This window comes from Brevundimonas sp., assembly GCF_035561115.1.
In the GTDB taxonomy this organism is placed as follows: domain Bacteria; phylum Pseudomonadota; class Alphaproteobacteria; order Caulobacterales; family Caulobacteraceae; genus Brevundimonas.
The window spans coordinates 12,119-28,886 of sequence record NZ_DATMYH010000026.1 but is presented as its reverse complement, the minus strand read 5'-3'; the positions used below and the strand labels follow the sequence as shown (position 1 = coordinate 28,886).

Genomic DNA, 16,768 nt, shown 5'->3' with positions numbered 1-16,768 from the left:
GTTTTTTGCAGTTGGTTCGGGGGAAGCGGACGGAACGTGGCCGGGGGGCGCGGCGAGCGCGAAAGCGGGGATCGCCTCCTTCCCGACAGACGGCCGACGGAGCCTTCGGACGGTTTGCCTCTGAGCTGAAGGTGAAAGATGTCGCTTGCCACCGCCGTCGTAGAGCCGACTCTCGACAATCGACAACTTCTCACCGCCCTCAGAGCGTTCCGACGGGGGGATTTCTCGGTTCGCCTGCCCGGCGGACTGACCGGCATGGACGGCGAACTGGCCGAGGCCTTTAATGACGTCGTCGAACTGAACGACCGGATGAGCCGCGAGTTCAGCCGTCTGGGCGAGGCCGTGGGCCGCCAGGGCAAGATCAACAACCGCGCCCGGGTCCCGTCCGCGACCGGCGCCTGGGCCGCCAGCGTCGACGCCGTCAACACCCTGATCGCCGACATGGTCCACCCGACCGCGGAAATGGCCCGTGTGATCGGGGCCGTGGCCAAGGGCGACCTGAGCCAGACCATGGACCTCGAGAACGAGGAACAGCCCCTGCGCGGCGAATTCCTGCGCATCGGCCGGGTGGTGAACACCATGGTGGGCCAGTTGGGCTCGTTCGCGTCCGAAGTGACGCGCGTGGCGCGCGAGGTCGGCACCGAAGGCAAGCTGGGCGGCCAGGCCAATGTGAGGGGCGTGGCCGGCACCTGGAAGGACCTGACCGACAATGTGAACTTCATGGCCGCCAACCTGACGGGTCAGGTGCGCAACATCGCCGAAGTGACCACCGCCGTCGCCAACGGCGACCTCAGCCGCAAGATCACCGTGGACGTGAAGGGCGAGGTGCTGGAGCTGAAGAACACCATCAACACCATGGTGGACCAGCTGAACTCCTTCGCCTCCGAGGTGACCCGGATGGCCCGCGAGGTGGGCACGGAAGGGAAATTGGGCGGTCAGGCGAACGTCAGGGGCGTGGCCGGCACCTGGAAGGATCTGACCGACAATGTGAACTTCATGGCCGCCAACCTGACGGGTCAGGTGCGCAACATCGCCGAAGTGACCACCGCCGTGGCCAAGGGCGACCTGTCCAAGAAGATCACCGTCGACGTGAAGGGCGAGATCCTCGAACTGAAGTCGACCATCAACACCATGGTGGACCAGCTGAACGCCTTCGCCTCGGAAGTGACCCGCGTGGCGCGTGAAGTGGGCACCGAGGGCAAGCTGGGCGGTCAGGCCCGGGTGGAAGGCGTCGGCGGCACCTGGAAGGACCTGACCGACAACGTCAACCTGATGGCCGACAACCTGACCGGTCAGGTGCGCAACATCGCCGAAGTGACCACCGCCGTGGCCAAGGGCGACCTGTCCAAGAAGATCACCGTGCAGGTCCGCGGCGAGGTGCTGGAGCTCAAGGACACCATCAACGTCATGGTGGACCAGCTCAACGCCTTCGCCTCGGAAGTGACCCGCGTGGCCAAGGAGGTCGGCACTGACGGCAAGCTGGGCGGCCAGGCCCAGGTGGAGGGCGTCACCGGCGCCTGGAAGGACCTGACCGACAACGTCAACCTGATGGCCGACAATCTGACGGGTCAGGTCCGCAACATCGCCGAGGTCACCACCGCCGTGGCCAACGGCGACCTGTCCAAGAAGATCACCGTCGATGTGAAGGGCGAGATTCTCGAGCTCAAATCCACCATCAACGTCATGGTGGACCAGCTGAACTCCTTCGCCTCGGAAGTGTCGCGCGTGGCGCGCGAGGTGGGCACCGAAGGCAAGCTGGGCGGTCAGGCCAATGTGAAGGGCGTCGGCGGCGCCTGGAAGGATCTGACCGACAACGTGAACTTCATGGCCGCCAACCTGACGGGTCAGGTGCGGAACATCGCCGAGGTGACGACCGCCGTGGCCAACGGCGATCTGTCCAAGAAGATCACCGTCGACGTGAAGGGCGAAATTCTCGAACTGAAGTCGACCATCAACGTCATGGTGGACCAGCTGAACGCCTTCGCCTCGGAAGTGACCCGCGTGGCCCGCGAGGTCGGCACCGAGGGCAACCTCGGCGGCCAGGCCCAGGTCACCGGCGTGACCGGGACGTGGAAGGATCTGACCGACAATGTGAACCTGATGGCCGACAACCTGACCGGTCAGGTGCGCAACATCGCCGAGGTGACCACCGCCGTCGCCAACGGCGACCTGTCCAAGAAGATCACCGTCGATGTGAAGGGCGAGATCCTCGAGCTCAAATCCACCATCAACACCATGGTGGACCAGCTGAACGCCTTCGCCTCCGAGGTGACCCGGGTGGCGCGTGAAGTGGGCACCGAGGGCAAGCTGGGCGGTCAGGCCAACGTGAAGGGCGTGGCCGGCACCTGGAAGGACCTGACCGACAATGTGAACTTCATGGCCGGCAACCTGACGGGTCAGGTGCGCAACATCGCCGAGGTGACCACCGCCGTGGCCAAGGGCGACCTGTCCAAGAAGATCACCGTCGACGTGAAGGGCGAAATCCTCGAGCTGAAGAACACCATCAACGTCATGGTGGACCAGTTGAACGCCTTCGCCTCGGAAGTGACCCGTGTGGCCAAGGAGGTCGGCACCGAGGGCAAGCTGGGCGGTCAGGCGCGGGTGGAAGGCGTCGGCGGCACCTGGAAGGACCTGACCGACAATGTGAATTCCATGGCCGCCAACCTGACCGGTCAGGTGCGCGGCATCGCCGACGTCGTGACCGCCGTGGCCAACGGCGACCTGAAGCGCAAGCTGACCGTGGACGCCAAGGGCGAGATCGCCTCGCTGGCCGACACCATCAACGGCATGATCGAGACCCTGGCCATCTTCGCCGACCAGGTGACCAATGTGGCCCGCGAGGTGGGCATCGAGGGCAAGCTGGGCGGTCAGGCGCGGGTGCCCGGCGCCGCCGGCCTGTGGCGCGACCTGACCGACAACGTCAACCAGCTGGCCGGCAACCTGACCACCCAGGTCCGCGCCATCGCCGAGGTGTCGACCGCCGTGACCAAGGGCGAGCTGACCCGGTCCATCACCGTCGAGGCCTCGGGCGAGGTCGCGGCGCTGAAGGACAACATCAACGAGATGATCCGAAATCTGAAGGATCAGACCCTCAAGAACACCGAACAGGACTGGCTGAAGACCAATCTCGCCCGCTTCACCCGCATGCTGCAGGGCGAGCGCGATCTGGCGACGGTGTCGAACATGGTGCTGTCCGAGCTGGCGCCCCTGATCAACGCCCAGCACGCGGTGTTCTACGTCTCGGACAAGGACGCCGACGACGAGCCCGTCCTGGTTCTCGCCGCGGCCTATGCCTCGACCGAACGGGAGCAGCTGTCGCCGACCTTCCGTCTGGGTCAGAGCCTGATCGGCCAGTGCGCCAAGGAGAAGGAGCGCATCCTTCTGACCAATGTGCCGCAGGACTACGTCCAGATCGGTTCGGGCCTCGGCGCCTCGGCGCCGCTGAACATCATCATCCTGCCGGCCCTGTTCGAGGGCGAGGTCAAGGCGGTGATCGAGCTCGCCACCTTCGGCGAGTTCTCGGAGACGCACCAGTCCTTCCTCAGCCAGCTGATGGAATCGGTCGGCATCGTGCTCAACACCATCGCGGCCAACATGCGCACCGAGGGTCTGCTGACCCAGTCCCAGCTGCTGACCGCCGAGCTTCAGGCGCAGCAGGACGAGCTGAAGTCCACCAACGATCGCCTCGAACAGCAGGCCGCCTCGCTGCGTCAGTCCGAGGAACTGCTGCGCGCCAAGCAGGAGGAACTGCAGCAGTCCAACGCCGAGCTGGAGGACAAGGCCGTCCTGCTGTCGGCCCAGAACCAGCAGGTCGAGGCCAAGAACCGCGAGGTCGAACAGGCCCGTTTCGCGCTGGAGGAAAAGGCCGAACAGCTGGCCCTGACGTCCAAATACAAGTCCGAATTCCTGGCGAACATGAGCCACGAACTGCGGACCCCGCTGAACAGCCTGCTGATCCTGTCCAAGATGCTCAGCGAGAACACCCAGGGCAATCTGACGCCCAAACAGGTCGAGTTCTCCAGGAACATTCACGCCGCCGGTTCGGACCTGCTGGGCCTGATCAACGACATCCTCGACCTGTCCAAGATCGAGTCCGGCACGGTCACCCTGGACGTCGGCGAGATGGCGCTGGAATCGCTGCGGGACCAGATGCACCGCACCTTCGCCCAGATCGCCCAGGACAAGAAACTGGACTTCTCGATCGACATCGATCCGGATCTGCCGCCCTCGATGTACACCGACGACAAACGGCTGCTGCAGATCATCAAGAACCTGCTGTCCAACGCCTTCAAATTCACCGCCAGCGGTTCGGTGCGGCTGCGCGTCGACCGCGTTTCGAAGGGGTGGAACCCCGGCAACGAACACCTCAACAAGGCCGGCCAGGTCCTGGCCTTCTCGGTGCAGGACAGCGGCATCGGCATTCCGGAAGACAAGCAGCGCATCATTTTCGAGGCCTTCCAGCAGGCCGACGGCACCACCAGCCGCAAATACGGCGGCACGGGTCTGGGGCTGTCGATCAGCCGGGAAATCACCCGCACCCTCGGCGGCGAACTGAAGGTCGAAAGCGAACCGGGCCAGGGCAGCACCTTCACCCTGTTCCTGCCGCTGAACTTCAGTCCCACGGCGGCGTCCGGTCCGTCGGCCCGCGAGGCGTCCCGCGCCGTCATGGTGCGGACCGCGTCCGAGGACGAGGTCGCCGAAGCCGTCGAGGTCATCGCCGACGACCGCGATCTGGTGTCTCCCGGCGATCCGGTGATCCTCATCGTCGAGGACGATCCGCGCTTCGGCGCCATCCTTCTGGCCCTCGTGCGCGACAGCGGATTCAAGGGCGTGATCACGCATGAGGGCATAGCCGCGGCCGCCCTCGCCCGCCGCTATGCGCCACAGGCGATCATGCTGGACGTCGGCCTGCCCGATATGGACGGCCTCGCCCTGCTCGATCTGCTCAAACGCACTCCCGAGACGCGCCACATCCCGGTTCATGTCATCTCGGCGCACGATCAGGCGGGCCTCGGCCTGTCGATCGGAGCCTTCGGCTTCACGCCCAAGCCGATCGACCGCGAGGGCGTCGTCGCCAGTCTCGACGAGGTGAAGAAATTCGTCTCCGCCGCCAACCGTCGCCTGATCCTCGTCGGCCCCGCGGGCGAGGCCCAGACCTTGCTGAAATCCGCCTTCGGTTCGGTCGTTCGGGTCGAGGCGCTGAAGGGCCTGGCCAAGGCGAAGATCAGGCCCGCCGACAGCCTGATCATTGACGTTTCCGCCGCGCCGATCTCCGAACTGGTCGACTGGCTCAAGGCGGCCGACCGCCCTGCCGTGATCTACGCCGGCGAGGCCCTGTCGTCGCTGGACGAGCGCCGGCTGCGGCTGGCGGTCTTCGCCGGCCATGCGCGTCTGGCCCGCACCCCTGAACAGCTTCTGGAACAGGCCACCCTGCTGCTGCACGAGCCGACCGATCGCCTTTCGGAAACGGCCCGCACCACCCTGGCCCAGACCCGCAAGGAGGACGCCATCCTGACCGGCCGCACGGCCCTGGTCATCGACGACGACATCCGCAACATCTTCTCCATGGCCAGCGCCCTGGAGGAGTTCGGGGTGGACCTGCTCTATGCCGAAAGCGGCCGCGCGGGTCTCGATCTGCTCGCCCAGCATCCCGAGACGGACGTCATCCTGGTCGACATCATGATGCCCGACATGGACGGCTACGAGACGATGCGGGAAATCCGCTCGCTTTCGAACTTCTCCCGCATCCCGATCATCGCCGTGACCGCCAAGGCGATGAAGGGCGACCGGCAGAAATGCATCCAGGCCGGAGCCTCGGACTATGTCTCCAAGCCGGTGGACATCGACTATCTGATCTCGGTCATGCGCGTGTCGATCCAGCGGGCCGACGCCGGCCGCCTGTCGGCGCTCGAACCGGCGGCCCTTCCTGAACCGGCGGCGATCTGATGAGCCGCCGAGGCAAGCCGAAGCCCCTGACCGCGCGGGTCCTCATCGTCGACGACGACGAGCGCAACGCCTTCGCCGCCTCCGAGGCGCTGGAAGTGCTGGGCCACGACCTGGTCATCGCCCGATCGGGCGAGGAGGCGCTGCGGCTGCTGCTGCATCAGGAGTTCGCGGTCATCCTGCTGGACCTGCACATGCCCGGCATGGACGGCTACGAGACCGCCAAACTGATCCGCGAGCATCCGCGGACGCGGGACACGCCGATCGTCTTCGTCACCGCCGTGTTCCGCGACGAGGCCCACATTTTCCAGGCCTATACGGCGGGCGCCGTCGACGTGGTGTTCAAGCCGGTCGATCCCTTCATCCTGCGCTCCAAGGTCGCCATCCTGGTCGAACTGCACCTCAAGACGCTGGAGGTGCGCCGGCAGGCGGCGGAGCAGCACGCCCTGCTTGAGGCCAACGCCCGCATCAGTGAGGAAAAGCTGGCCGCCGAACTGGCCCTGCGCGAGGCCCGCGAACGCCAGGACACCATACTGAAGTCCCTGCCGGTGGTGTTCACCTCGCGTGCCAGCGTCCATCCGTTCGCCGCCCTGTTCGTCAGCGACAGCATCACCCCTCTGACCGGGTTCGAGCCCCACCGCTTCGTCCAGGAACCGGAGATCGGCCTGGGCCGCATCCATCCCGACGATGTCGAGGGGGTCGTCAACTGCCTGATGCAGGCCTCCACCAGCGGCGCCTACGCCTGCGAATACCGCTGGCTGTGTTCGGACGGGGCCTACCGGACCTTTCTCGACCAAGGGGTCTGGGTGCCCGACGCCAACGGAGGCGAGGGCGAAATCCTCGGCACCCTGCTGGACGTCACCGACCGCCGCCAACTCGAGGAGCATCTGGCCCAGGCGCGCAAGATGGAGGCGGTGGGCCAGCTGACCGGCGGGGTCGCCCACGACTTCAACAACCTGCTGACCGTGGTGCTGGGCAATGCGGACATTCTGCTGCGCCGGCTCGGGGACGACGAGCCGCGCATCACGCGCCAGCTGTCCGCCATCCGCTCGGCGGCCGAGCGCGGACAGACCCTGACCCGTCAGCTGCTGGCCTTCTCGCGGCGGCAGCAGCTGAACCCGCAGATCATCGACCTCAACGCCCTGATCAAGGGATTCGCGCCGCTGATGCAGCAGGCGGTGGGCGAGGGCGTGACGATCACCCTGACCCTGTCGGACCCGCCTCTGCACGCGTCGATCGATCCCACCCATCTCGAGACCGCCCTGCTGAATCTGGCGGTCAACGCCCGGGACGCCATGGAAGGCGAGGGGCGGCTGACCGTGACGACCTGCGCCGTCACGGACGGCGAGGCCCAACCGATGGCGCGCATCCAGGTCTGCGACACGGGGCCGGGCATGGCCGAGGGCGTGGCCAAGCGGGTGTTCGAGCCCTTCTACACCACCAAGGAGGTGGGACGGGGCACGGGGCTGGGGCTGTCCCAGGTCTACGGCTTCGTCAGCCAGTCCGGCGGCCGGATCAATGCGTCCGCCACACCGGGCGAAGGCGCGATCTTCGAACTCATGCTTCCGCTGACCGACGAACTGCCACTCGCTGTGGCGGCCGAACCCGAAGTCGCCGAGGTCGAGGCCGGTTCGGAACGGGTGCTGATCGTCGAGGACGATCCGGCGGTCCTGAGCCTCTGCCTCGATATGCTGACCAGCCTGGGGTACCGCTGCGACGTCGCCTCGGACGCTGGCGGCGCCCTGCATCGGCTGGACAGCGATCCGGACTACGACCTGCTGTTCTCCGACGTGATCATGCCGGGCGGGATGAACGGGATCGAACTGGCGCAGAAGGCGCAGGAACGTCGTCCCGATCTCAAGGTGCTGCTGACGTCCGGCTATGTTGGGGAAATGGGCCATCAGATGCAGCACGACTTCCCGCTGATCGACAAACCCTACCAGTGCGCGGATCTCGCGACGCGGCTTCGCGCGGTCCTGGGATCGACGGGCGCCATGGCTCCGGCGAAGTGATCCGGCCGCCCGTCTTCCGGATCAGAACCAGGCCTTGAGGCCGACGACGAAGCGGGTGTCTTCCGCCTCGCCGCCCCGGGCTTCGATGTAGTCGGCCGTGTCGCCGAACGAACGGCTCCACTCGACGCCGACGTAGGGGGCGAACTCCCTGTGGAATTCGTAGCGCAGTCTCAGGCCGGCCTCGACCGAGGACAGGCCCGGGCCGACCTCCAGCTCCGGAATGTCGCTGGCGGAAGCGCTGACTTCGAGGCGCGGCTGGAGGATCAGGCGCTGGGTGATGCGCTGGTCGTACTCGGCCTCCACGCGCGCTGTCAGATCCCCCTCGGTCGACAGGAAGGCGGCGGCGTCGATCTCCCACCAATGGGGCGCAAGACCCTGCACGCCCAGGACCAGATGCGTCGTATCCTCGCCGTCGGGGCGGAAGTCCTGGCGGACACCGGCCTGCACGTCCCAGAAGGGCGTGATGGCGCGGCTGTAGAGGGCCTGGAGCTCCGCCTCTTCCAGATCGCCGCCGAAGTCGCCTTCGCCCTCGGTCTTCCACCAGAAGCGATTGATGTCGCCGCCGCGCCAGCCCCGGGCGTCCCAGAGCCAGGTCTCCTCGCCGTCGCCGAAGCCGGCCTCGAGGCGGTCGATGATGACCGCCGTCGTGCGAACGTCGCCGTTCTCGGCGACCAGGATCCGGCGGGACGCCGTCATCGCCTCGGCGCCGAAGATCAGGTCGGCGGCGTGGACCGGGCCGCTCAGGGCGATGGCCGGGACCGGTGCCTCCGGAGGACGGCCTGGATCATCCGCGCTGGTCGACACGTCGGGCGGTCCCATGCTCATTGTCGATATGTCGTGGCCCGCATGCGGGTCGGCGGCCTGTGGCTGCGGCGGCGTCCGGTGTCCTGCGTGGGGATCGGCGGGCGGCGTCTGAACGGGCGGCGTGACATGACCGGCGTGGGGGGGCTGCGCGGTCGGCCGGGCCGGAGTCTGATGGCCCGCATGGGGGTCGGGCGTCGGCGGCGCCGGCTGCGTCCTCGACGGGGCGGCAGGGGCCCTGTGGCCCGCGTGAGGGTCCTGGGCCCGGGCGCCGGAAGCGCCGACGAGGAGGATCAGCGGAGCGAGGCCGACGGCGAGGCGGTTCATGACGCGCCTCCATCCATGGGCCGGACCGTCACGACATTGAACATCCCCGCGTGCATGTGCATCAGCAGATGGCAGTGGAAGGCCCAGTCGCCGGGCGCGTCGGCGGTCAGATCGAACGTCACCTTCGATCCCGGCGCGACGTTGACCGTGTGCTTCAGGGGCTGATGGCCGGCGGGGCCGCCGGTGACCAGTTCGAAGAAGTGGCCGTGCAGATGGATGGGGTGAGCCATCATCGTGTCATTCACGAGGGTCACCCGGACCCGCTCATTGCGTTCGAAGCGGATCGGCTCGACCAGTTCGCTGAACTTCCTGCCGTCAAAGCCCCACATGAACCGCTCCATGTTGCCGGTCAGGTGGATTTCCATGGTCCGCGACGGCGGCCGCGAGTCCTTGTTGGGCTGCAGCGACACCAGGTCGGTGTAAACGAGGACGCGGTGATCGACGTCCGTCAGGCCGGTCGGGCGCTCGCCGAGGCGGTTGGCGGGATCCATGGAGACCATGTCCACGCCGACCCCGACCGCCATGTCCGGCGGGGCGTTCTCCGGATCGCGCATGTTCATGCCGGCCATGGACAACCCGCCCATCCCGTCCTGCGGAGCCCCGCCCTGGGCGGCGGCTCCGTGGTCCATGCCGGCCATCGCGCCGTGGTCCATCCCGCCCATGCCCATGTCGCGCATGGTCAGGTTGGGGACCTCGCGCAGGGGCGGGACCTCGGCCGTCATGCCGAGGCGCGGCGCCAGGGTGGCGCGGCCCATGCCGGAGCGGTCGATGGCTTCGGCCACGATGGTCCAGGCGCGGTCCTCCGTCGGCTGGACGATCACATCATAGGTCTCGGCGACGGAGATCTGGAACTCGTCGGTCTCGACCGGACGCACGTTCTCGCCGTCGGCCTGGACCACCGTCATGGGCAGGCCTGGAATGCGGACGTTGAAGATCGACATGGCCGAGGCGTTGATGATGCGCAGCCGCACCCGTTCGCCCGGACGGAACAGGCCGGTCCAGTTCTCCTGTGGTCCGTGGCCGTTGATCAGATAGGTGTAGGTCGAGCCGCTGACGTCGAGAATGTCCCGCGGGTCCATCCGCATGCCCCCCCACATGCGGCGCTCCTCGAGAGTCATCCGGTCCTCGCCGGACATCAGGCCGGACAGGGTGGTGCGCTGGCGGTTGAAGTAGCCGGGGCTCTTCTTCAGTTTGGTCAGGATCTCATGCGGATGCATGAAGCTCCAGTCCGACAGGACCAGCACATGCTCGCGGTCCCAGGCGACGGGATCGACGCCGGCCGGGTCGATGACGATCGGACCGTAGTGGCCCATCGCTTCCTGGAGGTTGGAATGGCTGTGGTACCAGAAGGTCCCCGACTGTTTGACCGGGAACTCGTAGACGAAGGTCTCATGCGCCCGGATGCCCGGAAAACTGACCCCCGGCACGCCGTCCATCTGGAACGGCACCAGCACGCCGTGCCAGTGGATGGAGGTGTCCTCCTCCAGATGGTTGGTCACCGACAGCCGGACGTTCTGCCCTTCGCGCAGGCGCAGCAACGGGGCCGGCAGAACGCCGTTGATCGTTACGGCGTGGCCCGTGCGGCCGCCCACGGTGAAGGACGAGCGGCCGACCGTCAGATCCACGTTCGGTCCCGTCAGCGTCGGCGTCTCCGCTCGCAAACCGGCCGATCCGGTCTGGGCCCAGGCGGGCAGCAGGCCCTGCAATCCCAGCAGGCCGCCGCCCGCGGCGGCGCCGCGGAGAAGCATCCGGCGATCAAGGCGTGACGTGGACATGGGCGACGGGTTCCTGGGCGGCTGATCAGCCCTTCGTTCAGATACGCATCCCGGCGGCGCAGTCCTTGCGACAGGTCGCCACAGCCATCGGGATCGCGGCCTGAGCGCCCTACTAACATGGCGGGGTGAAACGCGCAGGCGATACGGGATTATGCGCTCCGCCCGGTTGACGCGCGCCCGTTACAACGGTCCACTCCCCGCATGAAGAGCGCAACCTGATGCAATCGCTGCCGAACCGCCGTCTGCTGCTTGGCGTCGGCCTGCTCATGGGCCTGGGCGGAACCGCCTGCGCCCAGACGCCGCGTCCACGCAATCTGACGGTCTTCAAGACGCCGACCTGTCCCTGCTGCGACGGATGGATCGCACATATGCGGGAGGCGGGCTTCGTCACCACCGTCACGATTGTCGAGAACCTCCAGCCGATCCGGACCCGTCGAGGACTGCCGGACGGGCTCGCCTCCTGTCACACGGGGCTGATCGATGGCTATCTGATCGAAGGGCATGTGCCGGCCCGGGACGTCGTCCGGCTGCTGGCCGAGAGACCGACCGCGGTGGGCCTCGCCGTCCCGGCCATGCCGCTCGGCTCTCCCGGAATGGAGACGCCGCAGGGAGACAGGGAACCCTTCGCCACGCTGCTGGTGCTCCCCTCGGGCGCCTCCCGCGTGTTCGCCCGCCATAATCAACCGGCCTGACCCGGACCGCCGGTCCATCCCGGCCAAAACGACAATTCGGAGCCCGTCATGTCCCGCCTGACCCTTGCCCTGGCCGTATCGCTCGCCGTGCTGTCGGCGGCGCCCGCCGTCGCCCAGGACCACGCCCATCATCACGTCGCAGGGTCCGTAGCCGCGGAAGCGGCGGACGCAGCGACGGTCGTCGACGCCTTTCACGCGGCCCTCAAGGCTGGCGACACGGCCGCCGCCCTGGCCCTGATGGCGCCCGAGGTGATGATCTTCGAGGAAGGCGGCGCCGAACGGTCCCGCGAAGAGTATGCGTCCCATCATCTGGGCTCGGACGCCGCCTTCGCCGCCGCCTCCGAGGCTACGGTGGCGCGGAGATCGGGTTGGGCCGACGGCGATGTCGCCTGGATCACCAGCGAAGGCCGCACCACCGGACAGTTCAACGGTCGCGCCGTAGACCGGCTCACGACCGAGACCATGTTGCTGAAGCGGCACGCCGAGGGATGGCGCATCCATCACATCCATTGGTCCTCACGCGCGCCCAGCCAGGCGCACTAGCGGCGTCACACGGCCGACGGCGGGGCGAGCGTGCCCATCACTGCGACGACAGCAAGCAGCAGGGCTCCGGCCAGCGTTTCCGCAACGACGCTGAACCGGAGCCGCCGCAACGCCTGTCGGGAATCTTCGCCGTTCGCCAGAACCAGGCCCAACGCCGGGGTGAGACGGAAGCGGTTTGCGGCGGCTAGGGCGAGCATCAGGGCGAACAGCGCCAGTTTGGCGATCAGAAGCTGACCATAGAGGCTGGCGCCCATCTCTCCGACGCGGGCGGGGCCGACCAGGAACCAGCTGTTCACGAGCCCGGTCAGCACCAGCAGAACCACGGCGAGGGTCCCCAGACCGGAGAAGTCGTGCAAGGCGCGATGGAGCGCCCGATCGTCCGATCCGGTTCGGTGCAGAAGCAGAATCGTCAGGGCCGCCAGGGCTCCCAACCAGAGCGCGGCGGCGACGGTATGGACGACGTCGGCCGCCAGATGAACAAGCCCGCCGGCGCCGTCGGTCGCGGCCCCATGACCGGTCCAGGCGAAGCTGGCGACGACGGCCAGCCCGATCGCCGCCGTCAGGGCCCACAGCGATCGCCCCGGTTTCAGGGCGGCGATCGCGGCCAGTCCGAGAAGAGCTGCGCCGGCCCGGGCGGCCATGGCCATGCCCAGGACCGTGCCGGTGACCATGAAGGACAGCGAGGCGGGCCTGACGGCTTCGCTCACCGACCCGGCCATGACGGCGGTCTGGGCCACCAGGCCAGCGAGCGAACCGAGCGCGACGGCGACGGCTGCGACGATCAGCACAGCGCGCGCCCGGAACAGGTTCGGACCGTCGGGGCCCCCGAAACCATGGAGCAGGAACAAGGGTGCGCCGAGAAGGACGACGGCGCCGACGTACTGAAGCCAGCGGAGCGAAATGACCGCGACTTCCACCACGCCGTCAGCGCACCGTGAAGGTGTACGACCCCGTCATGCGATGGCCGTCGCTCGACGCGATGCGCCAGTCCACACGATAGGCTCCGGCGGCCAGCGGACGCGCCAGAGTCCCCGTCAAGGTCTTGCCGTCATCGGCCACCGCGGTGCGAACCGCGATCTTCTCGCCGGCGGCGTCGACGACGTCGAAGCCGGAAAATGCGGGGACCGTGCGCTCGCTGAAGGTCAGGCTGAGCGACCGGGTCACGGCCACGGTCGAGTTGGGCGCCGGGGTCGCGCTGACCAGCCGGGCATGGGCCGCCGCGGGGCCGGCCGCGAACGCCGCGGCCGCTGCGATGGCGACGAAGGGCGCGAGACTGTTGTTACGCATACTCATTCTCCAGACATTGGCCGGCCGGCCTCTTAAGGGCGATCTCCATCCCGGGGATCGCATGATTTTCGCCGCACGCGGCACGATTTCCAGTGTGGCTGATCCACGCTGGTTCGCAAAGACCAGGCGCTGCTTGGAGTGAGCGTCCAGGTTGCGCCACGCCATGAACAGGGCGACGAAGACTTCGAAAAGCGCCTCACGGGTGAACGGGAGCATCGTCAGGCCCACAGGGATCGGGAAACCGCTACCTCATCCTGGGCCCAATGCATCGAAAACGGCAGCCCCTGCCGAGGCGAGACACGCTGATTGCCTCGGGTCCGGTTGGTGGCTAAACGGATCGGGGAGCCCGGATATTTGAACCACGCCCTTCGCCATATCTGCATCGGTCTGTGTGTCGCCCTCCTGGCGGCCATGAACCTGCACGGCTTGTCGCAGTCCCGGCACGATTTCGCCCATGCAGCCGAATGGCCCGCTGTCGCTCTGGTCGAGTCGGAACACGATCCCCATCCGGCTCATGTCCATCTGGCGCCGGAAGAGGTTCCCGATACCGACACGGATAACAGGGACGGTGACGAGCCAATCCCCGTTGGCCATCATCATCATCATGGCGGCAGCGACGTTCAGGCCGCCATGCCGTCGTCAGGTCGCGTTCTGACGGACAGGCCGTCTTCTGCGTCCGCGCTCCGGCGGCCCGGGCTTGATCCTGCCTTGGCGAGCCATACCGGCGACGGGCCGGAACACCCTCCCAAACGGATGCGCACGGTCGTCTGAACCGGCGCGGCCCTTCGGCTGCGCGCAACCCGTTTCCCGGAGATACCCTTGAAGACCCCGATTGCCGGCTCAGCCGGATCGTGGGCGCAACTGGCGGCCGTTTCGGCCGTGGCGCTCTCACTGGCGGCCTGGCCGCCCAACGCTGCCGTGGCGCAGGAGCCGTCGGGCGCCGCCGCCAATGCCCCCGCCCTGTCCCTTGACCAGGCGCTCGCCCGCGCCGCCGAGGCGGACCCCGGACTTCCGGGCGTGGAAGCGCGTGCGCGCGCCGGTGACGCCGCCGTGCGCCAGGCCGACGTCCGGCCCAATCCCTCGCTGGGCCTGATGGTCGAAAACCTGCCCACGCTGGGGGGCGGCGACATCACCGACCGGACCGAGATGACCCTGTCCTATGAGCAGCGGTTCGAACGGGGCGGCGACCGGCCCGCGCGCGTGGCGCTGGCGCGAGGCGAAGCCGCTTTGGTTCAGGCCGAAGCTGCGATTCGGCGGCTCGATCGTCTGGAACAGGTGCAGCGCGCCTGGGCTGAGGCGCTCGCGGCGCAGGCCGAACTTGAGATCGCGCGCGAGCGCCTTGCGCTCGCCGAGCGCTTCCAGACCGAAGTCCAGCGCCGGGTCGATATGGCGCGCGACCCGCTGTTCGCCGGCGCCCGCGCCGAGGCAGAACTCGCGCAGGCGCAGATCGACTTCGATCAGGCCGGGATACAGGCGCGTCTGGCCCGCGCCACGCTGGGACGTTTCTGGATTGGTTCCTCCGACTTCTCACTGGACCCGGCGGACTTCGAAGACACCGGCGCGTCCCGTCAGGTCGCCGGCGCCGCCGCCGGGATCGATCTGGCGGTGCTCGCCGCGCAGCGCGACGTCGCCCGGGCCCGCGTCAGCCTCGAACAGGCGCACGCCACGCCAGATGCGACAGTCAGCGTCGGCGTCCGACACTTCCGGGACGGGCAGGACCTCGGTCTGGTGGTCGGCGGCTCCATCCCGCTCGGACGCTACGACCGGAATGAAGGCGCCATTGAGCGCGCCCGCTTCGAAGGCGTCGCCGCCGAGGCCGACATGGCGGCGCTCCGGCAGGAGCGCGAACGGGAGATCGCCCGCCTTCAGGTCCTGCTGGCGTCGCGAGCGCTGGAGGCTCAGCGGATCGCAGACGAAACCCTGCCGCAGGCCGAGCGCGCCGTCGTGCTCGTGCGCGACGGCTTCGCGCGGGGCGGCTTCTCGTACAACGACGTCATGGCCGCCCAGACCGCTCTCCTGACAACGAAGGCCCGCCGGGTCGCCGTGCTCAAACAGTTCCACATCGACCGCGCCCGCCTTGACCGGCTGACCGGCGCGCACGCCGACCTGCTCGGCCTGGAGACCCAACCATGATCCGGCACACCCTCTCGCGGCGCGTCCTCGCCGCCTCGCTCGCGGCCGTTGCGGTCGGGCTTTCCGCCTGCGGACAGGGCGCATCGGCGGAGAAGGCCGAAGGCGAAGCCGCCGCCGGCGAATACGAACGCGGTCCCCACCGGGGACGGATGCTGCGCGACGGCGACTTCGCGCTGGAGATCACCCTCTACGAGGAAGGGCCCGAGCCGCTGTTCCGCCTCTATCCCTACGTGAAGGACAAGCCGGTCGATCCGCGACAGGTGCAGGCCGCCATCACGCTCAGCCGCCTCGGACCCAAGACCAACCAGTTCGTGTTCGCCGCCGAGAACGATTACCTGACCTCGGCCGCGCCGGTCTTCGAGCCCCATTCGTTCGACGTGGTCGTGACGGCTGCGCACGGCGGCAAGCAACACCGCTGGGCCTACGCCTCCTATGAGGGGCGCACCACCATCTCGGCGGACGCCGCCCGCGCCGGCGGCGTCACTGTCGAGCGCGTCGGGCCGGCGACGCTGGGTGAGGCCCTGTCGCTGACCGGCCGGGTCGAGATCACGCCGGAAGGGCAGGCCGAGGTTCACGCCCGTTACCCTGGACGCGTCATGGCGTTGAACGTCGTCCTCGGGACCCGGGTCTCGCGCGGTCAGGTCATCGCCCGCGTCGAGTCCAGCGAGAGTCTCCAGACCTATGCAATCACCGCGCCGATCTCCGGCATGATCGTGGCCAAGAACGTCAATGTCGGCTCCATAACGGGGGGCGGCGAGCCGATGCTCATGATCGGTGATCCCACCCGACTGCACGCCGAATTCCTGCTCTACCCCCGCGACGCCGAACGGGTGCGCGCGGGCCAGCCCGTCACCGTCAAGAGCCTGGCCGGTGACTACACCTTCAACGGCCGGATCGAGGCGGTGCTGCCCTCGACCGATCTGACGAGTCAGGTGCTGATCGCGCATGTCGATCTGCCCTGGCAGGGCGGCATCTGGAGGCCGGGCCTCGGCGTGTCGGGGGAGGTGCAGGTCGCCGCGGGACAGGTTCCCCTGGCGGTGCGCACCAGGGCGCTCCAGCCGTTCCGCGACTTCACCGTGGTCTACGCCCGCTTCGGCACGACCTATGAGGTGCGGATGCTCGAACTGGGCCGTCGCACGCCCGAGTGGACCGAGGTCCTGAGCGGCATCGAACCCGGCGCCGAATATGTGGTGGACGGCGCCTTCCTGATCCGCGCGGACGTCGAGAAGTCCGGCGCGAGCCACGACCACTAGGG

At 67.9% G+C, this 16,768-nt stretch carries 11 protein-coding genes; 7 read left to right on the top strand and 4 right to left on the bottom strand.

Annotated features, from left to right (window positions below; genetic code table 11):
• Positions 1–138 precede the first annotated feature (138 nt).
• Together VN378_RS03590 and VN378_RS03585 are read left to right on the top strand one after the other, a co-directional pair.
• Entirely contained in the window at positions 139–5,946 is a 5,808-nt protein-coding gene (locus VN378_RS03590; protein WP_325741045.1) for a HAMP domain-containing protein, read from the top strand.
• On the top strand, positions 5,946–7,955 hold the full coding sequence (locus VN378_RS03585; RefSeq protein WP_325741043.1) for a response regulator: 2,010 nt from the start codon (positions 5,946–5,948) through the stop codon (positions 7,953–7,955). Before VN378_RS03590 ends, VN378_RS03585 begins: the two co-directional genes overlap by 1 nt.
• Before the next feature lie 21 nt (positions 7,956–7,976).
• On the opposite strand, the gene VN378_RS03580 is transcribed toward VN378_RS03585, so the two are convergent.
• Together VN378_RS03580 and VN378_RS03575 are read right to left on the bottom strand one after the other, a co-directional pair.
• On the bottom strand, positions 7,977–9,083 hold the full coding sequence (locus tag VN378_RS03580; protein ID WP_325741041.1) for a copper resistance protein B: 1,107 nt from the start codon (positions 9,081–9,083) through the stop codon (positions 7,977–7,979).
• A complete protein-coding gene (locus tag VN378_RS03575) occupies positions 9,080–10,858 on the bottom strand; it encodes a copper resistance system multicopper oxidase (RefSeq protein ID WP_325741039.1) in 1,779 nt (592 codons plus the stop codon). Before VN378_RS03575 ends, VN378_RS03580 begins: the two co-directional genes overlap by 4 nt.
• Before the next feature lie 218 nt (positions 10,859–11,076).
• Here VN378_RS03575 and VN378_RS03570 point away from each other — a divergent pair, with 218 nt between their 5' ends.
• Complete coding sequence (locus tag VN378_RS03570; RefSeq protein WP_325741037.1) at positions 11,077–11,550, top strand: DUF411 domain-containing protein; 474 nt, start codon at positions 11,077–11,079, stop codon at positions 11,548–11,550.
• A gap of 48 nt (positions 11,551–11,598) precedes the next feature.
• On the top strand, positions 11,599–12,093 hold the full coding sequence (locus VN378_RS03565; protein ID WP_325741035.1) for a YybH family protein: 495 nt from the start codon (positions 11,599–11,601) through the stop codon (positions 12,091–12,093).
• A 5-nt stretch (positions 12,094–12,098) separates the two neighbouring features.
• Here the strand turns inward: VN378_RS03565 and copD are convergent, their stop codons facing one another.
• Positions 12,099–13,010: a copper homeostasis membrane protein CopD gene (gene copD, locus VN378_RS03560; RefSeq protein ID WP_325741034.1), complete on the bottom strand. Its 912-nt coding sequence runs from the start codon at positions 13,008–13,010 to the stop codon at positions 12,099–12,101.
• 7 nt (positions 13,011–13,017) lie between these two features.
• The gene (gene copC / locus VN378_RS03555) at positions 13,018–13,380 is read right to left on the bottom strand and encodes a copper homeostasis periplasmic binding protein CopC (protein WP_325741033.1); all 363 of its coding nucleotides are present in this window, start codon (positions 13,378–13,380) and stop codon (positions 13,018–13,020) included.
• A 354-nt stretch (positions 13,381–13,734) separates the two neighbouring features.
• Between copC and VN378_RS03550 the strand changes: the two genes are divergently transcribed.
• Genes VN378_RS03550 through VN378_RS03540 form a run of 3 tightly spaced genes read left to right on the top strand, consistent with a single transcriptional unit; the run spans position 13,735 to position 16,766 of the window.
• A complete protein-coding gene (locus VN378_RS03550) occupies positions 13,735–14,151 on the top strand; it encodes a hypothetical protein (RefSeq protein WP_325741031.1) in 417 nt (138 codons plus the stop codon).
• A gap of 48 nt (positions 14,152–14,199) precedes the next feature.
• Entirely contained in the window at positions 14,200–15,513 is a 1,314-nt protein-coding gene (locus VN378_RS03545) for a TolC family protein (protein WP_325741030.1), read from the top strand.
• Entirely contained in the window at positions 15,510–16,766 is a 1,257-nt protein-coding gene (locus VN378_RS03540) for an efflux RND transporter periplasmic adaptor subunit (protein WP_325741028.1), read from the top strand. The genes VN378_RS03545 and VN378_RS03540 overlap by 4 nt, the downstream gene beginning before the upstream one ends.
• Positions 16,767–16,768: the final 2 nt, after the last annotated feature.